The sequence below is a fragment of the Leucobacter japonicus genome, from assembly GCF_001273855.1.
Classification (GTDB): domain Bacteria; phylum Actinomycetota; class Actinomycetes; order Actinomycetales; family Microbacteriaceae; genus Leucobacter; species Leucobacter japonicus.
The window spans coordinates 95,824-112,322 of record NZ_JHBX01000105.1; the positions used below are offsets into that span (position 1 = coordinate 95,824).

Sequence of the window (16,499 nt, forward strand, 5' to 3'; positions counted from 1 at the left end):
CCGTGCGCGAAAGGTGATACTTCTATGTCTGACTTCATTCCTGCTGCCAAGCCCCTGATCGGTGACGAGGAGCGCGAGGCGGTCGACCGGGTGCTGCGTTCCGGAATGATCGCGCAGGGACCCGAAGTCGCGACATTCGAGCAGGAATTCGGTGCGCACTTTGCCGAGGGCCGCCCCACGGTGGCCGTGAACTCGGGTACGAGCGGTCAGCACCTCGGCCTGCTCGCTGCGGGCGTCGGTGCGGGCGACGAAGTCATCGTGCCGTCATTCACCTTCGCCGCGACCGGCAACTCCGTCGCGCTGACCGGGGCCACCCCGGTCTTCGCCGATATCGAGCCCGACTCGTTCACGCTCGACCCCGAGTCGGTGCGTGCTGCGATCACGCCGCGTACCAAGGGCATCATGCCGGTGCACCTCTACGGTCACCCGTTCCTGGTCGACCAGATCGAAGCGATCGCGCAGGAGCACGGCCTCGCAATCTACGAAGATGCTGCGCAGGCTCACGGCGCCTCCTGGAAGGGACGCCCGGTCGGCACCATCGGCGACTTCGCCATGTTCAGCCTGTACCCGACGAAGAACATGACCTCGGGTGAGGGCGGCATGGTCACGTGCGCCACAGAGGAACTCGCTCGTGGAGTGCGCCTGCTGCGCAACCAGGGCATGGAGACCCAGTACGCGAACGAGGTCATCGGGTTCAACGCGCGCATGACCGATGTGCATGCCGCGATCGGCCGCGTGCAGCTGACCAAGGTCGACGCCTGGACGGCGCAGCGTCAGGCGAACGCCGCGGCGCTCAACGCGGGTCTTGCGGGCCTCGACGGTGTCACCACTCCGATCGTCGCCGACGGTGCGGTGCACGTCTACCACCAGTACACGATCCGTGTCGATGCCGACGAGCGCGACCGTCTGCGCGACGCGTTGAAGGAGGAGCATCAGGTGGGCTCGGGCGTGTACTACCCGATCCCGAACCACCGCCTGCCGTCGCTCGCACACTTCGCCCCGGGTCTCGACCTGCCCGAGACCGAGCGCGCCGCCACCGAGGTGCTCTCGCTGCCCGTGCACCCCTCGCTGACCGAGGGCGACCTCGAGCGCATCATCGCCGGCGTGACCGCGGTACTGCGAGCCGGAGCCTAAGCCGGGTACGCCCGCGCTCGCGGGTCGCCTGACAGCATCATGAAACACATCTGGACCACTCTCCGTCAACTGCTGCCGCTGCTGCCGGATGGCGCGCAGCGCTACTTTGTCGGCTACATCGTCGCGACGAGCCTCATCACGGCGCTCGACGCGATCGGCATGGCGATCCTCGCCGTGACCATCGGCCCGATGCTCGCCGGCAACGCGATCACCGTGCCCGTGCTCGGCAAGATCGGCGTCGAGTCGGCGCCGCTGCTCGTGCTCATCGCGCTCGCGCTCATGATGCTGAAGTCGTTGCTCAACGTCATTCTGCAGTGGTTCGCCACGCGCCGCTTCGCGAAGTACGAGCTCGAGGTGGGCGACCGCCTGTTCCGCGCGTACATCGGGGCGAGCTGGGAGGAGCGCTCGAAGCGCACGGTCGCGGAGATCACGAGAATCGCCGACGCTGGCATCGCGAACGCGATGGCCGGGTTCGTGCTGCCGCTCATGCGGGTGCCGAGCGCCTTCTTCACCTTCATCCTGGTGCTCGGCGTGCTCGTGGTCTCGGATCCGGCGACCTCGGTCATCGCGTTCGTCTACCTCTCGCTCGTCATGCTCCTCGTGCACTTCGTGGTCACGAACCGCTCACTCGAGGCCGGCCAGGTGAACCGCGACTACAGCTACCGCGTCGCGAATCTCATGACCGAGATGATCGACGCACTCAAAGAACTCAGCCTGCGCAACCGGCTGGGCGAGGTCGCCGACCTCGTGACCGACAACCGACGTCACGGCACTCGTGCGCGCGCGAACGGCTCGTTTCTCGGCGTGCTGCCCGGCTTCGCGTTCGAGATGGCGCTGCTCGGCGGCATCGCGCTCATCGGTGTCAGCGCGTACTTCTTCCAGGGTGGTGTGCAGGGTGCGCTCTCGTCGGTCGCGCTCTTCGCCACGACGGGCTTCCGACTGATTCCGGCGCTCACCGCGCTGCAGGGCGGCATCGTTCAGGCGACCGCGAGTCTGCCGGGTGCCCGCGACGTGGTCGGTGACCTGATCGCCTCGGAGCGCGACGTGCAGACCTCGCAGACTCCGGCCGACACCGCCGAGCTTGCTGAGAACCCGCGCTTGCTGCGCCTCGACGATGTGCAGTTCCGCTACCCGTCGGCGGACGCCGACGTGATTCGCGGCATGTCGCTCGATGTGCCGCTTGGAAGCTCCGTCGGCATCGTCGGCCCGTCGGGTGCCGGCAAATCGACGCTGATCGATCTGCTGCTCGGGCTCAGCCAGCCCTCGCAGGGCGCGATCGAAATCGACGGCGACCCCATGCAGTCCGTGCTGCGGCAGTGGCGCGGCCGGGTCGGGTACGTGCCGCAGCGCGTGGCGCTGTTCGACGGCACCATCGCTCAGAACGTGGCGCTCACCTGGGGCGAAGAGATCGATCGCGACCGGGTGATCCACGCGCTGGAGCGCGCGCAGCTCGGTTCGCTCATCGCCGACCGCGCCGGCGGCATCGATGAGCGCATCGGCGAGCGCGGTATGTCGCTCTCGGGCGGCCAGCAGCAGCGCCTGGGCATCGCTCGCGCGCTGTACACCGACCCGCTCGTGCTCGTGCTCGACGAAGCGACCAGCTCACTCGACACGAAGACCGAAGACGAGGTCACGAAGTCGATTCGCAGCCTGCAGGGTGAGGTGACGCTGATCTCGGTGGCGCATCGCCTGTCGACGATCAAGGACTACGACCGCATCTGCTACCTCGATGAGGGCATCATTGTGGCGCAGGGTACGTTCGCCGAGGTCGCGAAAGCGCACCCGCCGTTCGGCGAACAGGTCGCGCTCGCTGGGCTCGGCTCGCTGCTGCGCAATAGCGAACCACCCGCAGGCCCCGGCGCCTAGGCGATGACGTCGAGAGTCGCCCTGTGATGCAGCAGGGCGACTCTCGACGTATCGGGTGCGTTACTCGGCGGCCTCGAAGATCTGGCCGACCGCCTCGCGCTTCTCCGCTTGGAACCCGTCTTCCGCGCGGCCCAGCGCCCAGTATGCGGAGAGCGAGAGCGCGCGGCGCTCGATGCCCCAACCGTTGTGCAGCAGCACGCGGAGCTCCTTCATCGCCCCGCGCTCGCCGTGCGCGAAGACCTCGGGGAGTACCTCGGGCACCGGCAGAGCCTGTGCGGCCGCGACGAGCACGGTGCCGTGCGTCGCGTGCGTCCCGTCAGGCTGCTCGCGGTACAGCCAGCGCACCTCGATGCCGTGCGGGTGCCGCAGCTCGATCTCGTCGTCGGCGTTCCCCACCTCGATGAGCACGAGCCCGTGTGCGCTCGCCGGCACTTCTTCGAGCGCCGCCGCGATCGCAGGAATCGCTGAGTCGTCACCCACGTACAGACGGGGCACCTGTGCATCGAGCGTCGGCGCGAACTGCCCGCCCGGGCCCGAGAAGGTGACCAGGTCGCCCGGCTGCGCGGCGGCCGCCCAGGGGCCGGCGATGCCCTCGTCGCCGTGCACGACGAAGTCGATCGCGAGGGTGTCGGTCGCCGTGTCGATCGATCGGATCGTGTAGGTGCGGCGCACCGGCAGATCTTCGAGCGGGAGGCGTTCGCGCAGCTCTTCGAGATCGTAGGGCGGTTCCAGGCCGAGCTCGGGCTTCGCGAACAGCAGCTTCACGTACTTATCGGTCTGGGCGAGCCGCTCGGGGTCGGCCTCACCGAGGAAAGCCGCGAAGTTCTCGCCTCCGAGGTGCACGCGTACCAGGTGCGGGCTGATGCGCTCGGTCCGGTCGACGGTCAGAACACGAGCGGGGCCGCCGCGACGGCGGGGAGCGGATTCATTCACTGTCTCACCGTAGCGCCGCTGCCGCCTGTGTCTCTAGTAACATCGGACGAATCTCAGGATCCCGGGGGCGACAGCGGAGAGTACGATGGACCCCGATGATTGAGATCCTGAATGACGACCAGTTGAGCCGAGCCCGACGCGCGGGGGCGCTCGTCGGTAACATCCTCCAAGCGCTGCGCGAGCGCGCCGCCGTCGGGGTGAACCTGCTCGAACTCGACCGTCTCACCGGTGAGCTCATTCGTGAGGGCGGCGGGGTCTCGTGCTACGTCGACTACGCGCCGTCGTTCGGCAACGGCCCCTTCGGGCACTACGTGTGCACCGCGGTGAACGACGCAGTGCTGCACGGCATGCCGCACGACTACGCACTCGCCGACGGCGACCTGCTGACCCTCGATCTCGCGGTGACCGTGGACGGGATCGCGGCTGACGCCGCGATCAGCTTCATCGTCGGCGAGCGACGCGACCCCGCAGACGAGGCGTTGATCGCCGCGACCGAGGAGGCTTTGCGCGCGGGCATCGCAGCTGCGAAGGCCGACGCACGCATCGGCGATATCTCGAACGCGATCGGCAAAGTGCTCAAGGGTGCCGGGTACTCCGTGAACATGGAGTTCGGCGGACACGGCATCGGGTCGACCATGCACCAGGATCCGCATATCGCGAACAGCGGCCGCGCCGGTCGCGGGTATCGCCTGCGACCTGGCCTGCTGCTCGCCATCGAGCCCTGGGTCATGGCCGACACCGACAAGCTCGTCTTCGACGCCGACGGGTGGACGCTGCGCAGCGCGACCGGGAGCCGCACCGCGCACTCCGAACACACCGTCGCGATCACGGAGAACGGCGCTGAGATCCTGACGTTGCCCACGCGCTAGCGAGCGTGAGCTCGCCCGGTGCAGGTGTGGGCGACGCCGAGGCGGGTCTGGAGAGGGCTCAGCCCCGCATGATGCGGTAGCCCGCGAAGAGCGTGCGGAACGGCGCCTGGGCGTGGAGTGCGCGGAGGGGACTGCGTGTGAGCAGAGTCGGTATCGACAGGTACCGGTGACGCACCTCGAGCAGCGCGGCGATCGATTCGGGCGTGGCCCCCGGGTCACGAAGACCGTCGAAGACCGCGCGATCCGCCAGCGACAAGTACTCTGCGGCGCCCGGAGCGAGCCCCAGAAGTCGATCGATGAGCGACAGCAGCGGCGCGCGATTGGCTCGCACATCTTCGATCGAGCGTGCTCGGGCGAGAATCGCGTCGAACACGTGGATGCGCACGAGCTTCACGACGATGGCGAGCCGATCCGCGGCTGCGGCACTCACGAACCAGGGAAGCGATTCGAGTTCGTCGAGGAACGCGAAATCCTGGGCGACCGGTCGCGGCGCGAAAGTGACGCGATCACCGGCGTCGGCATTGATCACGTATGCCGGGCCGTGCAAATCGTACGCGAGGGCGTGTGCGGTGTACCAGACGGTGAGCGAATACGTGAGATCCTCACCCGATGGCAGTCCCTCGGTGAGACGCAGCTCGCCGAACCGTGCGCGACTGATCAAACCCAGGGGAGCGCTGCGGTAGGCGAGGCGATCTTTGCGGGGGTGCAGGCGCTCGGTACGCCGGCCGAGTCGCACGGGCGGATACGGATCGGTGCGACCGGTGTCGAGCTGGATCTTGGCGAGCACCGCTTCGGCGCCTGTGCGCTGCGCGATTGCGAGCCACGAATCGATGGCGCCCGGTGCGAGTTCGTCATCAGACCCCATCACCGAGATGTAGGGAGCGGTAGAACTCGCGAAGCCGTGGTTCATCGGCCCAGCGGGCGACTTGATGCCGTCGCGCAGTTCGAGCAGCCGCAGCCGGGGATCATTGGCGTACGCGCCCAGGTTCGTTCGGATGATCTCGGGGTCGATGTTGTGCGCGACCACGTTCACGCGCACGGCCGCCCGTGTGTGATCGAGCACTGAGGCCGCAGCCCGGGCGATCGGCCGCGAGGCTGAATGGACGGCGATGGTGAGGTCGACGAGCGGCTCGGTCATGTTTCGATGCTAGACCGTCATATCGCGCAGGGTGCGCCGAGGCCCCTGGCGGTGCAGCGAGAGCAGCGGATTGCGCGTTAGCTGGGAGTCGATGCCGCCGGCCCAGCGCAGATCCAGCAAGTGCCGCACCGTCGAGGCGTCGCCGGAGGGATCGAGTACGGCGTCGATAGCCGCCCGGTCGCGGCGCGAGAGGACTGAGATCGCGCCCGGCGCAGTACGCCGAATGCGCTGCACCAGAGCCGCGAACTCGCCGCGGTGCGCCGCGAGCCCGCCATCGGTGTCGAGGCGCGCGAGCACCGCATCGAAGAAGTGCAGACGAAACACTTTCGCCCCGAATACCAGTCGCTGGCTCCGCGAGAGTGCGCGGAACCAGTCGCTCGCGACGATCGCTTCGAGAAAGGCGAAGTCGTCGGCGAGCGGGCGACGTTCCGCGGTGACGCGGTCACCGGCATCGGCTCCGAAGACGTATGCGGGGCCGGTGCGGTCGTAGGCGAGAGACGCCCCGCTGTAGGCGATGCGCGCCGAGACCTCGAGGTCTTCGCCGGAGCGCAACGACGGGGTATATCGCAGATCGCCGAAGCGGTCGCGAGAGAGCAGCCCCACGGGTTCGGAGCGATAGGGCAGGCGGTCCCGCACCGCATCAAGGCGCTGGGTGCGGCCGGGGCGTGTCGGCGGCAGCGGGTCGGGCGTGTCTGAGCCCTGGCGCTCGATGCGTGCGAGCACCGCGTCGGAGATGCTCGACGACGCGAGACGCAGCCACGAATCGAGAGCGCCGGGTGCGAGCCAGTCATCGGAGTCGAGCAGGCTGAACCACGGAGCCGACACGAGACCGAGACCGTGATTGCGGGGCCCCGACGGCGAGGCGACGCCGTCACCGAGTTCGTGCAGTTCGACGCTGGGGTCGTCAGCCGCGCCCCCGAGTGCCTCGCGAATGCCCGCGACCGGGGTGTTGTGCGCGATCACGAGCACGCGCACCTCGGCCGCCGTGTGGTCGAGCACTGAGGCGACCGCGCGCGCGATGGGGCGCGTCGGCGTGTGCACGGGAACGATGACGTCGACGAGGGCGTGGCTCATGCGTCGATGGTAGCGGCGATTCGCGAGGCGATTCACGGTGGTTCGGTGGCCCGGGCTGGGCTTGCTAGTCTCATTCTCATGGAAAAAGAAAGCCTGCTGCAGCTCGTCGCGGAGATCCTCGAGGTCGATGCCGTGTCTGAGACGGAGAACCTGGAGAATCAGGGCTGGGACTCGCTGGCGAACCTGTCGTTCATCGCGGAAGCCGACATGCGCGCGGGCATCGAGATCAATGCCGATGAGCTGGCAGACGCTCAGACGGTGGAGGATCTGTTCGCTCTCGTGCAGCGCGCATAAGCCCCGATCCTCGGCCGGAGCCCGGAGTGTACGCGCGCGTCACCGCCGTTGATTATCATTTGCCCGAGCGGGTGCTCACCAATGCAGACCTCTCCGAGGAGTTTCCCGAGTGGAGCGTCGATAAGATCGCGGCCAAGACCGGCATTCATCAGCGACATATCGCCGGGCCTGACGAGTACTCTTCGGATCTCGCGGTAGCTGCTGGCCGCCGACTGATCGAACGCGACGGCATCGACCCCGAATCGATCGACTACGTGCTCGTGGTCACCCAGACGCCCGACTATCTGCTGCCGACGACGGCCTGCATCGTGCACGAGGGGCTCGGGCTCCGCTCCTCGGCGGGCGCTGCCGACATCAATCTCGGTTGCTCCGGGTACGTGTACGGTCTGGGCCAGGCTAAAGGGCTGATCGAGTCGGGCCAGGCGTCGCGCGTGCTGCTCATCACCGCCGACACCTACACGAAGCTTGTCAATCCGCGTGACAAGAGTGTGCGCACGATCTTCGGTGACGGTGCCGCAGCGACCCTCGTCGAGGCTGATGCGGCCGACGAGGCCGTGGAGCGCATCACTGCGATGACGTACGGCACGGATGGCAGCGGCGCCGGGCGTCTCGTCGTGCCCCACGGTGGACTCCGCGGCGGTGCCGATCTCGAGCCTCGGTCGACCGCCGCAGCGCGTGAGCTGGAGAGCAACGGGTACGACCTCTACATGGACGGCCCCGAGATCTTCAACTTCACACTGCGCGTCGTTCCCGAGTCCGTGGACGCCGTGCTCGCGAAGGCGCAGGCCGGCCTCGACGACATCGATCTCTTCGTCTTCCACCAGGCCAACGCGTTCATGCTTGAACACCTGCGCAAGAAGCTCGCGGTGCCGCAGGAGAAGTTCTTCGTGTCACTTGCGGAGACCGGTAACACGGTCTCATCGTCGATTCCCATAGCGCTCGCCGATGCCGCATCAGCGGGGGCGCTGCGCCCGGGCATGCGCGTCATGCTGCTCGGGTTCGGCGTCGGCCTCTCCTGGGGCGGGCTCGTGCTGACCTGGTAGCCGGTCGTTATTCGGCGGTGCCGGTGTCCGTGATCCAGTGCTCGATCAGGGTTCCGGCGCTCAAGCGCCCCGAATGCACGCCCTCCACGAACTCGGGTCCGTCAGCGGCGATCCGCTGCGCGCGCACCGGGTCGGCGAGGAGCTCTTCGACCACGGCGAGCAGAGTATCGGGGGTGGCTTCCACGATGGGGAGCTCAAGCCCGGACTGTGCCCGGACGTACTCGCGCGCAAACGGCATGACGTGCCCGATCACGACGCGACCGGCCGCCATCGCCTCGCAGGCGGCTACGCCGTAAGACCCGGCTCGGAACTGATCGATCACGACGTCCGCCGCCGCAAACGCTGCGGGCATGAGCGCCGACGGGGTGCCGGTGATGAGCGTGTACTCGACCGCGCCCGATGCGATCAACGGGGCGAGGGCGGGCTCGATGTAGTTGCTGCCCTTCACGAGCGGATCACTCGGCGCATGGGCGATCCGCAACGGTCGACCGGAGAAGCTCGGAGACACGGGTGCGCGGAAGCGTTCGACATCGACGACAACCGGGCACCAGTGCGCATTGGGCACGTCGGCGACGAGGTCCGGAGTCGAGATGAAGACCGGTACGTCGAAACTGGCAATGAGTGCGGCGTTCGCGCGGGCGTCGGCTTGAAGCTGGGCGGTCCGCGGGTCCTCCGGGTACATCGACCACGGGGTGAGCTCCGCGTGCCGCTCGGGGTCGCGTATGTCGGTGCCGTGGCAGAGGAACGCGACGCTCACGCCGGCGTCGCCCAGCGCCGCAATCTCGGCGGCGAGATCGCGCTGGAAACGTTTGCCGAACATCGGCCGTTCGGCCTCGACCAGCACGTGCGTGAACTGCCGTGCGGCCTCCCACTCGGCCTCGGCCCACTCGCCCGACGCGTTGACCGAGGCGATGGGCACGAGGGTGTCGGCAGGGAACGCGAACCCGCCCGGCAGCTCGATCGCGGCATTGCGCGCAGCGATATCGGTGCCGAACTCTTCAAGCGCTCGGGCCCAGCGGAAGCCCTGGCCGGCGTAGTTCGTCGGTGCGATGTACACGCGGGTGCCGGCATCAGGCACGCTCGTGGTGGGCGCCGGGCCGCCCCCGCCGAGCAGACGACCCGCGATACGACCTACGAAGCCGTCCGGGTTGCGGGCCGCGGACTCCATGAGCCGTTGCGTCCATCGGGGGAGCTTGGTGCGGTGCGAAACCGCCCAGCCCGCGGCTCGCGCGAACCAGCCGCTCACGAGGTGCTCCGCTCGGCGGCGACGGCGACGATCTCGCGTGCGACCCGATCCGTCACCGCTTGCATCGAATGGTGCGCGGCTGTCCAGTCGGCGAGTTCTCGCCGCTGCTGCGCGGTCGGTGGTCGGTCAGCCGCCCGACGCATCGCCTCGGCGATTGCCGACGGTTCGTAGGCTACGGCCCGGCCCACAGCCACGTCGGTGGCGGCGTGATCGAGAAACGCTGCGGTGGGGCCGGGGCCGGCGAAGATCACGGGGCATCCGGACGCCAGCGACGAGTAGATTTTCGACGTGAACGCGTACTCGTACCCGCCTCCGGGCAGCAGCGTGGCCAGACTGGCGGTTGCCGCCGCGAGCTCAGGGCGGAGCGCCTCCGGGAGTACGGAATCGCGCATCTCGACCTGCGCGGCGACCCCGAGGTCGTGCGCGCGATCCTCAATCGCCTGCCGTTCCGTGCCGTTGCCGATGAATCGCAGCGTAAACCCGGGGTGCGTGCGCGAGAACTCCGCGAATGCATCGACGAGCACGACCGCGCCGTGCAGGTCACTGAAGGTGCCGGCATACACGAAGGTGCGCTCAATGGGCCGCTCCTCATAGACGAACGATTCGGTATCGGCACCGAAACCCGTCACCGCCATCGGCGTTCGCACTCCGAGCGCGCGTGCGCGTTCGACGACCCCATCGGAAATCGTCACCATGCGAGCGGCACCGCGCATCGCGAACCGCTCGAACGCGCGCAGCACGTTCACCACGACTTGCGATCCGGTGGCGCCGGACGCGGCATCCGACCACACATCTGCAGCGTCGTACACGTACGGCATGCGGCGCAGCGCGCAGACGACGCGCACGACCGCTCCTGTGGTGGGCGGGGGCTCGACGAAGACGGCATCGGATCGCCGAGAGAACAGCAGACGGAACGCCAGGGGCGCATCGAAGCTCAGATACTGCAGGTATCCGCGAACGTAGCCGGTGCGATCGCGCAGCACGGGAAAGGTGCGCACACGTTCTCCACGGGAGCCACTGCCCTGCCCCGGAAGCGGCCGCGCCGTCAGGACGTCGACTTCGTGTCCCTGCGCGAGAAGCGAATCTGCCACGCCGCCCAGAAATAGTGAGGCGGCAGAAGGCTCGGGCCGGTAGATGCGGCTCGCGATCGTGATGCGCATCAGTCGAGGTCCAAGAATTCGCGCATCAGTACCTCGCGCGAGAACTCCCCGGTGTGCACGCGGCGCACGAACTCCGGGCCTTGGGTCGCAACTTCGCGGTAGTGATCGCGACGGGCGGCGATGTCGCGGATGACCGACTCCAGATTCTCGACCGTGGCCTCGGGAATGGGCAACGGCATGCCTGCGGCAGCCTCGACCGTGGATCTGACCTGGTCGCTCACGTGCGCGAGCACGATGCGCCCGGACGCCATCGTCTCGCAGGCCGCGACCCCGTAGTCGCCGATACGGAACTGGTCGAGCACAATGTCGGCGTCGGCGAACACACTCGGCATCTGATCGTTCGGAATGCCCCGCAGCTCGACGTACTCGATCAGGCCTTCATCGTGCAGTTTGCGCGCAATCGGCTCGATGAATCCCGTGCCCTTGACGATCGGGTTGGTCGGTGCGTGCACCACCTTCAGCCTCGGACGTTCGAGCAGGGGTGCCGTGTTGGCCCATTTCTCGGGGTCGATGATGACACCGAGGAAGTGCGCAGCTGGCAGGTCGAGCAGGAGCCCCGCCGTCGACACGAAGGTGGGGAGGGCGAGCTCGTCGATGAGCTGCAGGTTCTCAGCGACCACCTTTTCGACGAGTTCGGGCGCCACCCACTCGTCGTCGCGGAAGAACGACCACTGCTCGAGTTCCGCGTGCCGAGACGGCAGCCGCACATCGGTGCCGTGACCCACGAAAGCGATCTTCAGGCCGGCATCCTGCATGAGCGAGATCTGCTTGCGCATGTCGCCGGAGTACAGCCCACCGAGCACCGGGAAGCACGCTTCGACGAGTACGTGCGTGTAGTTCTTTCGCAGCGCTTCGATCATCGCGCGCTGCCAGGCACGAGAGTGCTCCGCCGTTCGCCAAGAGACTGTGTAGTCGGCCGCGTAACCTAGAGGGTTGTTGGCCTCGTGCACGTAGTTCCGAGCCGATACCCGTCCGGTCGTCTCGACGGCACGAGACCACTGGTATCCCTGACCCGCGTAGTTGACCGGTCCGACGAGCATCCGAGTGGGCCGCGCCGTGTCAGGAACCGGGGGAGCCGGGGGAACGATGCCCTGCGCGCGATCGACCGCGGATGCAATGGCGTCTTGCGCGAACTTCGGGGAGATCTTCCAGAGACGCTCAGCGACGGGGTGCACTTCAGCCATCCTTTCGGTCGGGCAGCGAAATCCAGTGGTCCAAGAGCGCACGTGCTGCGAATGCGCCGTCGTGCACGTGCCGCACGAATGCGATGCCACGGGCTCGAGCGGCTCGGAGATCGAGATCTTGGGCGAGGCTCCGAAGCGCCGCCTCAAGGGTATCCGGTGTCGCCTCGGTGATCGGGAGCTCGCTCCCGGCAGCGTCGCGCACGGCCGTTCGCACCTGTTCTGAGACCTGCCCGATGACCACGCAGCCCGCCGCCAGGGCTTCGCACGCCGCGACCCCGTAGGAGCCCGCGCGAAACTGATCGAGCATCACGTCGGCGGTCGCGAACTTCGCAGGCATTTCGCGCGACGGGACGCCCTGGATCAGCTCGAATGAGATGATGCCGGCGTCGCGCAGGCGTTCCAGCACGGGGACGATCAACGGCGTGCCCTTGTAGGCAGCGACCGATGGCGCGTGCACGACGTGCAGTGGCGCACCGGGCTGCCGCTCGGTGCGGGTCGGCGCGGCCCATCTCTCGGGGTCTACGGTCACCGGGCACCAGGTCGCGCCGGGCAGATCCACGAGTAGATCAGGGGTCGACACGAAGGCCGGGCGTCCGCTCGCTTCGACGAGCGCGATGTTGCGCGCGGCCAACTGCTCCGCGCGGGGCAGGTACACCGCATCGTCCGCGTAATACGACAACGGGTTGTGCGCGATGTGGCGCGAGGGAAGCCGCGCATCGGTGCCGTGCGCCAAGAAGGCGACACTCACCCCCGCTTCCTCGAGCGCCCGTGCCTGCGCGACGACCGAGCGACGCATCAGGCGGCCGAACGGTGGCTCCTCGGCTTCGATGAGCACGTGGGTCGCCTGCGTGGCGGCCGCGAACTGGCGTCGCTGCCAGTCGGGATCATTGTGATACGTGCCCTGCGGAACCACGAGATCGGCATCGAACGAGAACCCGCCGGGCACATCGATCGCCATGTTCCGCGCGGAGATGTCGCTTTCGGTGCGTTCGAGCGCGCGCGCCCACGCGATGCCCTGGGCCGAATAGTTCACCGGGGCAATGAGTACCCGGATCGGCTTCGGAGCGAACTCGGTCGCGAGAACGCTGCCTCGCGGCGCGGGCCGACCGAGCCGGCGAGCGGCGATCCGGCCAAGCGGACTCATCGGCGCATCTGCGAGTCGATCAATCGCCCAGTTCACCCAGCGCGGCAACCGGTTGCGGTTCACCACTCGTCACTCCCACCGCGCCGCAACTGCATGCTCTCCATCTTAATTGTCTGCAGGCTGGGGCGCCTGCGGGTATCAGAGCACACGTCAGGTGAGTTGGGAGTGCGAGCTCTGGCGCCAAAACCCTGGTTGTCGGCGCCTGCCCCGTAAACTGTGAGGGTTCGCCTCTGGCGAGCCGTACGAAACGCAGTCGACTTGGAGGATGATTCCGTGGCGCAACCCAATGTGGTCCTGTTCGGTGCTGGCACGATGGGGCGCAATCACGCGCGTATCATCTCGACGTCAGCGCGTGCCAACCTCGTCGGCATTGTCGATCCGTTCGAAGCGAACGGACGGGCGGCGACCGAGCAGTACGGCGGCGAATGGTACGCCGCCGCCGAAGACGCGCTGAAGCACGCCGACGCGGTCGTCGTCGCCGCGTCGACGGAATACCACTACGACATCGCGCGAGAAATTCTCGATGCGGGGCTTCCGGTGCTCATCGAAAAGCCGATCTGTCCCTCGCTCGAGCAAACCGAGGAGATCCTTGCGACGGCCGAGCAGCGCGGCGTGCCGGTGCAGTGCGGCTTCCTCGAGCGCTTCAATGCCGGCGTCATCGCGGCGCAGTCGCTGATCGAGTCGGAGCCGGTGTACGTGCGGGCCGAGCGCCACTCGCCTTACTGGTCGCGCATCAAGACCGGTGTGGCCTGGGACGTGCTCGTGCACGACGCCGACCTCATCTCGCGCATGTTCGGCTCGCAGACGCCCGAGCGCGTCAACGCCGAGCTCGGCTACTTCCACCCCGAGTCGCTGGAGGGTGCGGAAGACGTGATCGACCTCACCCTGCGGTTCCCGGGCAACGGGATCGCTTCGGCCTCGGCCAGCCGCATCGGTCAGCGCAAGGTGCGTCGCCTCACGATCCAGTCACTCGACTCGATGGTGGAGGTCGACCTGCTGCTCCGCGGCGTGACGAAGTACCGTCACGCGAACATCGAGGGGACTGACGGGCGCGCCGGGTTCAAGCAGATGACCGAGATGGAGGTCCCCGAGGTCTCCGGGCTCGAGCCGCTCGCCGCGCAGTTCGACCACTTCGTCGACCTCGTCGAGGGTAAGATCGACGCCGACGAGGAGCGTCGCAGTATTCTGCCGGCTCACCGCATCATCGCCGCCGCGCTCGCGTAGGGCGAGCCCGCACCGAGCGAGTGCCGCCGCTATGACTGGCGCTTGAGGATCACCGACGAGTCGGTGCCGAACGGGTCGTCGGTCTTCGTGGATGGGTGGGCGATCAGCACCCGGTCTGGGTCGATGAAACCCAGTTGTGTGGCATCACCCAGAATCCCGAGGAAGTCGCGCTCGGCGTTCCCTGGGCATCCCACCTGCGTGTACCCCAGGAGCCCAGCCGAGAAGCGACCCTGCAGGAGCGGCGCCATCGAGCTCGTCGACCCGTACTCCAGTTCGGGGCTGAGCGACCACTCGCCGAACGAGCCGTTGCAGCCGTCAGTCGCGGTCACCTCGTTCTCGGATGAAAACGTGACCTCCGGTCCGCTCGCGCCGTCTTCGGGTGCCCACGTACCGACGAGCGAGACGCTCTCGGTGCGAGTGCGGTCGAGCACCATGTCGTCGCCCGAGGACGTCGTGAGCGTGACCTGATCGTTTCCGACCTCCGCCGAGACGGCATCGGACACCACCATCGGAATGTTGACGTTGTCGCACCACACCTGCGTCATCACCTTCGACCCTTGAACCTGCAGCGCTCCGTCGTCATCGACGATCCACGTGCCATCGAGACCGTTGCACCCGTCGGAGGCGAACCACAGGCCGTATTGCGTGAACTCGACGAACGCGTCTGGGTTGGCGGGAGCGGGAGCCTGCCAACGCCCGAGAAGTGCGGTCGAGAGCTCGGTCGGCTCCGCGGTGGAATCGGCATCGCTGTCGTGGTGAGCGGGAGCGGCGGTCGTTGGGCTCAGCGCCGCTGCCGCCCCGACGCCACCGAACGCGATGACTCCGGCGAACAATAAGCCGAGGGCATGCTTCACATTCTCTGACATTGTCGCTCCTTTGCGCGGGGTATGAGTTAAGTGTATTGCGAGCTCCGAGAAGCCGGGCAGAGCGCGCGCGAGTAGTCGCCATGCGAGTCGACGTGCAGGGGAATCCAAGTGACTCGGTAAGCTTGAATGCATGGATCTTCTTGTCGTCGGGTCAGGTTTCTTCGGGCTGACCATTGCCGAGCGCGCCGCATCAGCGGGTAAGCGCGTCGTCGTGATCGATCGCCGTTCGCACATCGGCGGCAACGCCTATTCCGAGGCCGAGCCCGAAACGGGCATTGAAGTGCACCGCTACGGGGCGCACCTCTTCCACACGTCGAACGAGACCGTGTGGGAGTACGTGAACCGGTTCACCACGTTCACGAACTACGTGCACAAGGTGTATTCGAACTTCAAGGGCGAGGTGTACCCGCTGCCCATCAACCTCGGCACCATCAACCAGTTCTTCCGTGCCGCACACGGCCCGCAAGAGGCGCGCGATCTGATCGCCGAGCAGGCCGGCGAGTTCGACACGAAGTCGGCGCAGAACCTCGAGGAGAAGGGCATCTCGTTGATCGGGCGCCCGCTGTACGAAGCGTTCATTCGCGATTACACGGCGAAGCAGTGGCAGACGCCCACGACGGAGTTGCCCGCCGAGATCATCAGCCGCCTACCCGTGCGCTACACGTACGACAACCGGTACTTCAACGACACGCATGAGGGGCTGCCGACCGACGGCTACACCGCGTGGCTCGAACGCATGGCTGATCACCCGAATATCGAGGTGCGCCTCAACACCGACTTCTTCGACGAGAGCCAGCCGCTCAACAAGAACGCCGTTGTCGGCACCGTGCCCGTCGTCTACACCGGCCCGGTCGACCGTTACTTCGATTATGCAGAGGGCGAGCTCGCCTGGCGCACGCTCGATTTCGAGCAAGAGGTGCTTCCCACCGGCGACTTCCAAGGCACCAGCGTCATGAACTACGCGGGCTCAGACGTGCCCTACACGCGCATTCACGAGTTCCGCCACTTCCACCCTGAGCGCGAATACCCGAACGACAAGACCGTCATCATGCGCGAGTTCTCGCGCTTCGCTACCCGCGAAGACGAGCCTTACTACCCAGTCAATACTCCCGAAGACCGTGAGCGCCTGTTGGCTTACCGCGGATTGACCGAGGGCGAAGACCGGGTGCTTTTCGGCGGTCGTCTCGGCACGTATCAGTACCTCGATATGCACATGGCGATCGGTTCCGCGCTGTCGATGTACAGCAACAAGCTCGAATCGCTCTTGGCCGATTCGTCCCGTTCGTAGAGTTCGCTGCGACCATGCAGATGGCCCCGGTTCTCC

The 16,499-nt window shown here is 67.1% G+C and carries 15 protein-coding genes; 7 read left to right on the plus strand and 8 right to left on the minus strand.

Annotation, left to right across the window (positions count from 1 at the left end; all coding sequences use genetic code 11):
- The first annotated feature begins 24 nt into the window (after window positions 1–24).
- Both AMS67_RS07465 and AMS67_RS07470 read left to right on the plus strand, forming a co-directional pair.
- Entirely contained in the window at window positions 25–1,134 is a 1,110-nt protein-coding gene (locus AMS67_RS07465) for a DegT/DnrJ/EryC1/StrS family aminotransferase (RefSeq protein WP_053386828.1), read from the plus strand.
- Between the two features lie 39 nt (window positions 1,135–1,173).
- Entirely contained in the window at window positions 1,174–3,000 is a 1,827-nt protein-coding gene (locus AMS67_RS07470) for an ABC transporter ATP-binding protein (RefSeq protein ID WP_053386829.1), read from the plus strand.
- 60 nt (window positions 3,001–3,060) lie between these two features.
- Here AMS67_RS07470 and AMS67_RS07475 read toward each other — a convergent pair whose 3' ends face one another.
- Window positions 3,061–3,933 carry a siderophore-interacting protein gene (locus AMS67_RS07475; RefSeq protein ID WP_053386830.1) on the minus strand — a complete coding sequence of 291 codons (873 nt, stop codon included), beginning with the start codon at window positions 3,931–3,933 and terminating at the stop codon, window positions 3,061–3,063.
- Between the two features lie 95 nt (window positions 3,934–4,028).
- Between AMS67_RS07475 and map the strand changes: the two genes are divergently transcribed.
- The gene (map, locus tag AMS67_RS07480) at window positions 4,029–4,802 is read left to right on the plus strand and encodes a type I methionyl aminopeptidase (protein ID WP_053386831.1); all 774 of its coding nucleotides are present in this window, start codon (window positions 4,029–4,031) and stop codon (window positions 4,800–4,802) included.
- 58 nt (window positions 4,803–4,860) lie between these two features.
- Here map and AMS67_RS07485 read toward each other — a convergent pair whose 3' ends face one another.
- Window positions 4,861–5,940 carry a glycosyltransferase gene (locus AMS67_RS07485; RefSeq protein ID WP_053386832.1) on the minus strand — a complete coding sequence of 360 codons (1,080 nt, stop codon included), beginning with the start codon at window positions 5,938–5,940 and terminating at the stop codon, window positions 4,861–4,863.
- Window positions 5,941–5,949: 9 nt separating this feature from the next.
- On the minus strand, window positions 5,950–7,014 hold the full coding sequence (locus AMS67_RS07490) for a glycosyltransferase family 2 protein (protein WP_075201276.1): 1,065 nt from the start codon (window positions 7,012–7,014) through the stop codon (window positions 5,950–5,952).
- A gap of 78 nt (window positions 7,015–7,092) precedes the next feature.
- Between AMS67_RS07490 and AMS67_RS07495 the strand changes: the two genes are divergently transcribed.
- Window positions 7,093–7,308, plus strand: coding sequence for an acyl carrier protein (locus AMS67_RS07495; protein ID WP_053386834.1), 216 nt, complete (start codon window positions 7,093–7,095; stop codon window positions 7,306–7,308).
- Window positions 7,309–7,334: 26 nt separating this feature from the next.
- Complete coding sequence (locus AMS67_RS07500) at window positions 7,335–8,351, plus strand: 3-oxoacyl-ACP synthase III family protein (RefSeq protein ID WP_053386835.1); 1,017 nt, start codon at window positions 7,335–7,337, stop codon at window positions 8,349–8,351.
- A 7-nt stretch (window positions 8,352–8,358) separates the two neighbouring features.
- Here AMS67_RS07500 and AMS67_RS07505 read toward each other — a convergent pair whose 3' ends face one another.
- The 4 genes from AMS67_RS07505 to AMS67_RS07520 are packed head-to-tail and all read right to left on the minus strand — an operon-like array spanning window position 8,359 to window position 13,151.
- Entirely contained in the window at window positions 8,359–9,597 is a 1,239-nt protein-coding gene (locus tag AMS67_RS07505; protein WP_053386836.1) for a glycosyltransferase, read from the minus strand.
- Window positions 9,594–10,757, minus strand: coding sequence for a glycosyltransferase (locus tag AMS67_RS07510; protein ID WP_053386837.1), 1,164 nt, complete (start codon window positions 10,755–10,757; stop codon window positions 9,594–9,596). Before AMS67_RS07510 ends, AMS67_RS07505 begins: the two co-directional genes overlap by 4 nt.
- On the minus strand, window positions 10,757–11,932 hold the full coding sequence (locus tag AMS67_RS07515; RefSeq protein ID WP_156316571.1) for a glycosyltransferase: 1,176 nt from the start codon (window positions 11,930–11,932) through the stop codon (window positions 10,757–10,759). Before AMS67_RS07515 ends, AMS67_RS07510 begins: the two co-directional genes overlap by 1 nt.
- A gap of 1 nt (window position 11,933) precedes the next feature.
- The gene (locus AMS67_RS07520) at window positions 11,934–13,151 is read right to left on the minus strand and encodes a glycosyltransferase family protein (protein WP_053386839.1); all 1,218 of its coding nucleotides are present in this window, start codon (window positions 13,149–13,151) and stop codon (window positions 11,934–11,936) included.
- Between the two features lie 207 nt (window positions 13,152–13,358).
- Between AMS67_RS07520 and AMS67_RS07525 the strand changes: the two genes are divergently transcribed.
- Complete coding sequence (locus AMS67_RS07525; RefSeq protein ID WP_075201272.1) at window positions 13,359–14,309, plus strand: Gfo/Idh/MocA family protein; 951 nt, start codon at window positions 13,359–13,361, stop codon at window positions 14,307–14,309.
- A 29-nt stretch (window positions 14,310–14,338) separates the two neighbouring features.
- Here the strand turns inward: AMS67_RS07525 and AMS67_RS07530 are convergent, their stop codons facing one another.
- Entirely contained in the window at window positions 14,339–15,175 is an 837-nt protein-coding gene (locus AMS67_RS07530) for an META domain-containing protein (protein ID WP_053386840.1), read from the minus strand.
- A gap of 130 nt (window positions 15,176–15,305) precedes the next feature.
- Between AMS67_RS07530 and glf the strand changes: the two genes are divergently transcribed.
- The gene (glf, locus tag AMS67_RS07535; RefSeq protein ID WP_053386841.1) at window positions 15,306–16,463 is read left to right on the plus strand and encodes a UDP-galactopyranose mutase; all 1,158 of its coding nucleotides are present in this window, start codon (window positions 15,306–15,308) and stop codon (window positions 16,461–16,463) included.
- Window positions 16,464–16,499 lie beyond the last annotated feature (36 nt).

Bases quoted from the DNA above. Each gene is read 5' to 3' on its own strand.
- AMS67_RS07465 (WP_053386828.1), top strand. From the start codon at position 25: ATGTCTGACTTCATTCCTGCTGCCAAGCCCCTGATCGGTGACGAGGAG.
- AMS67_RS07470 (WP_053386829.1), top strand. From the start codon at position 1,174: ATGAAACACATCTGGACCACTCTCCGTCAACTGCTGCCGCTGCTGCCG.
- map (WP_053386831.1), top strand. From the start codon at position 4,029: ATGATTGAGATCCTGAATGACGACCAGTTGAGCCGAGCCCGACGCGCG.
- AMS67_RS07485 (WP_053386832.1), bottom strand. From the start codon at position 5,940: ATGACCGAGCCGCTCGTCGACCTCACCATCGCCGTCCATTCAGCCTCG.
- AMS67_RS07490 (WP_075201276.1), bottom strand. From the start codon at position 7,014: ATGAGCCACGCCCTCGTCGACGTCATCGTTCCCGTGCACACGCCGACG.
- AMS67_RS07495 (WP_053386834.1), top strand. From the start codon at position 7,093: ATGGAAAAAGAAAGCCTGCTGCAGCTCGTCGCGGAGATCCTCGAGGTC.
- AMS67_RS07510 (WP_053386837.1), bottom strand. From the start codon at position 10,757: ATGCGCATCACGATCGCGAGCCGCATCTACCGGCCCGAGCCTTCTGCC.
- AMS67_RS07530 (WP_053386840.1), bottom strand. From the start codon at position 15,175: ATGTCAGAGAATGTGAAGCATGCCCTCGGCTTATTGTTCGCCGGAGTC.
- glf (WP_053386841.1), top strand. From the start codon at position 15,306: ATGGATCTTCTTGTCGTCGGGTCAGGTTTCTTCGGGCTGACCATTGCC.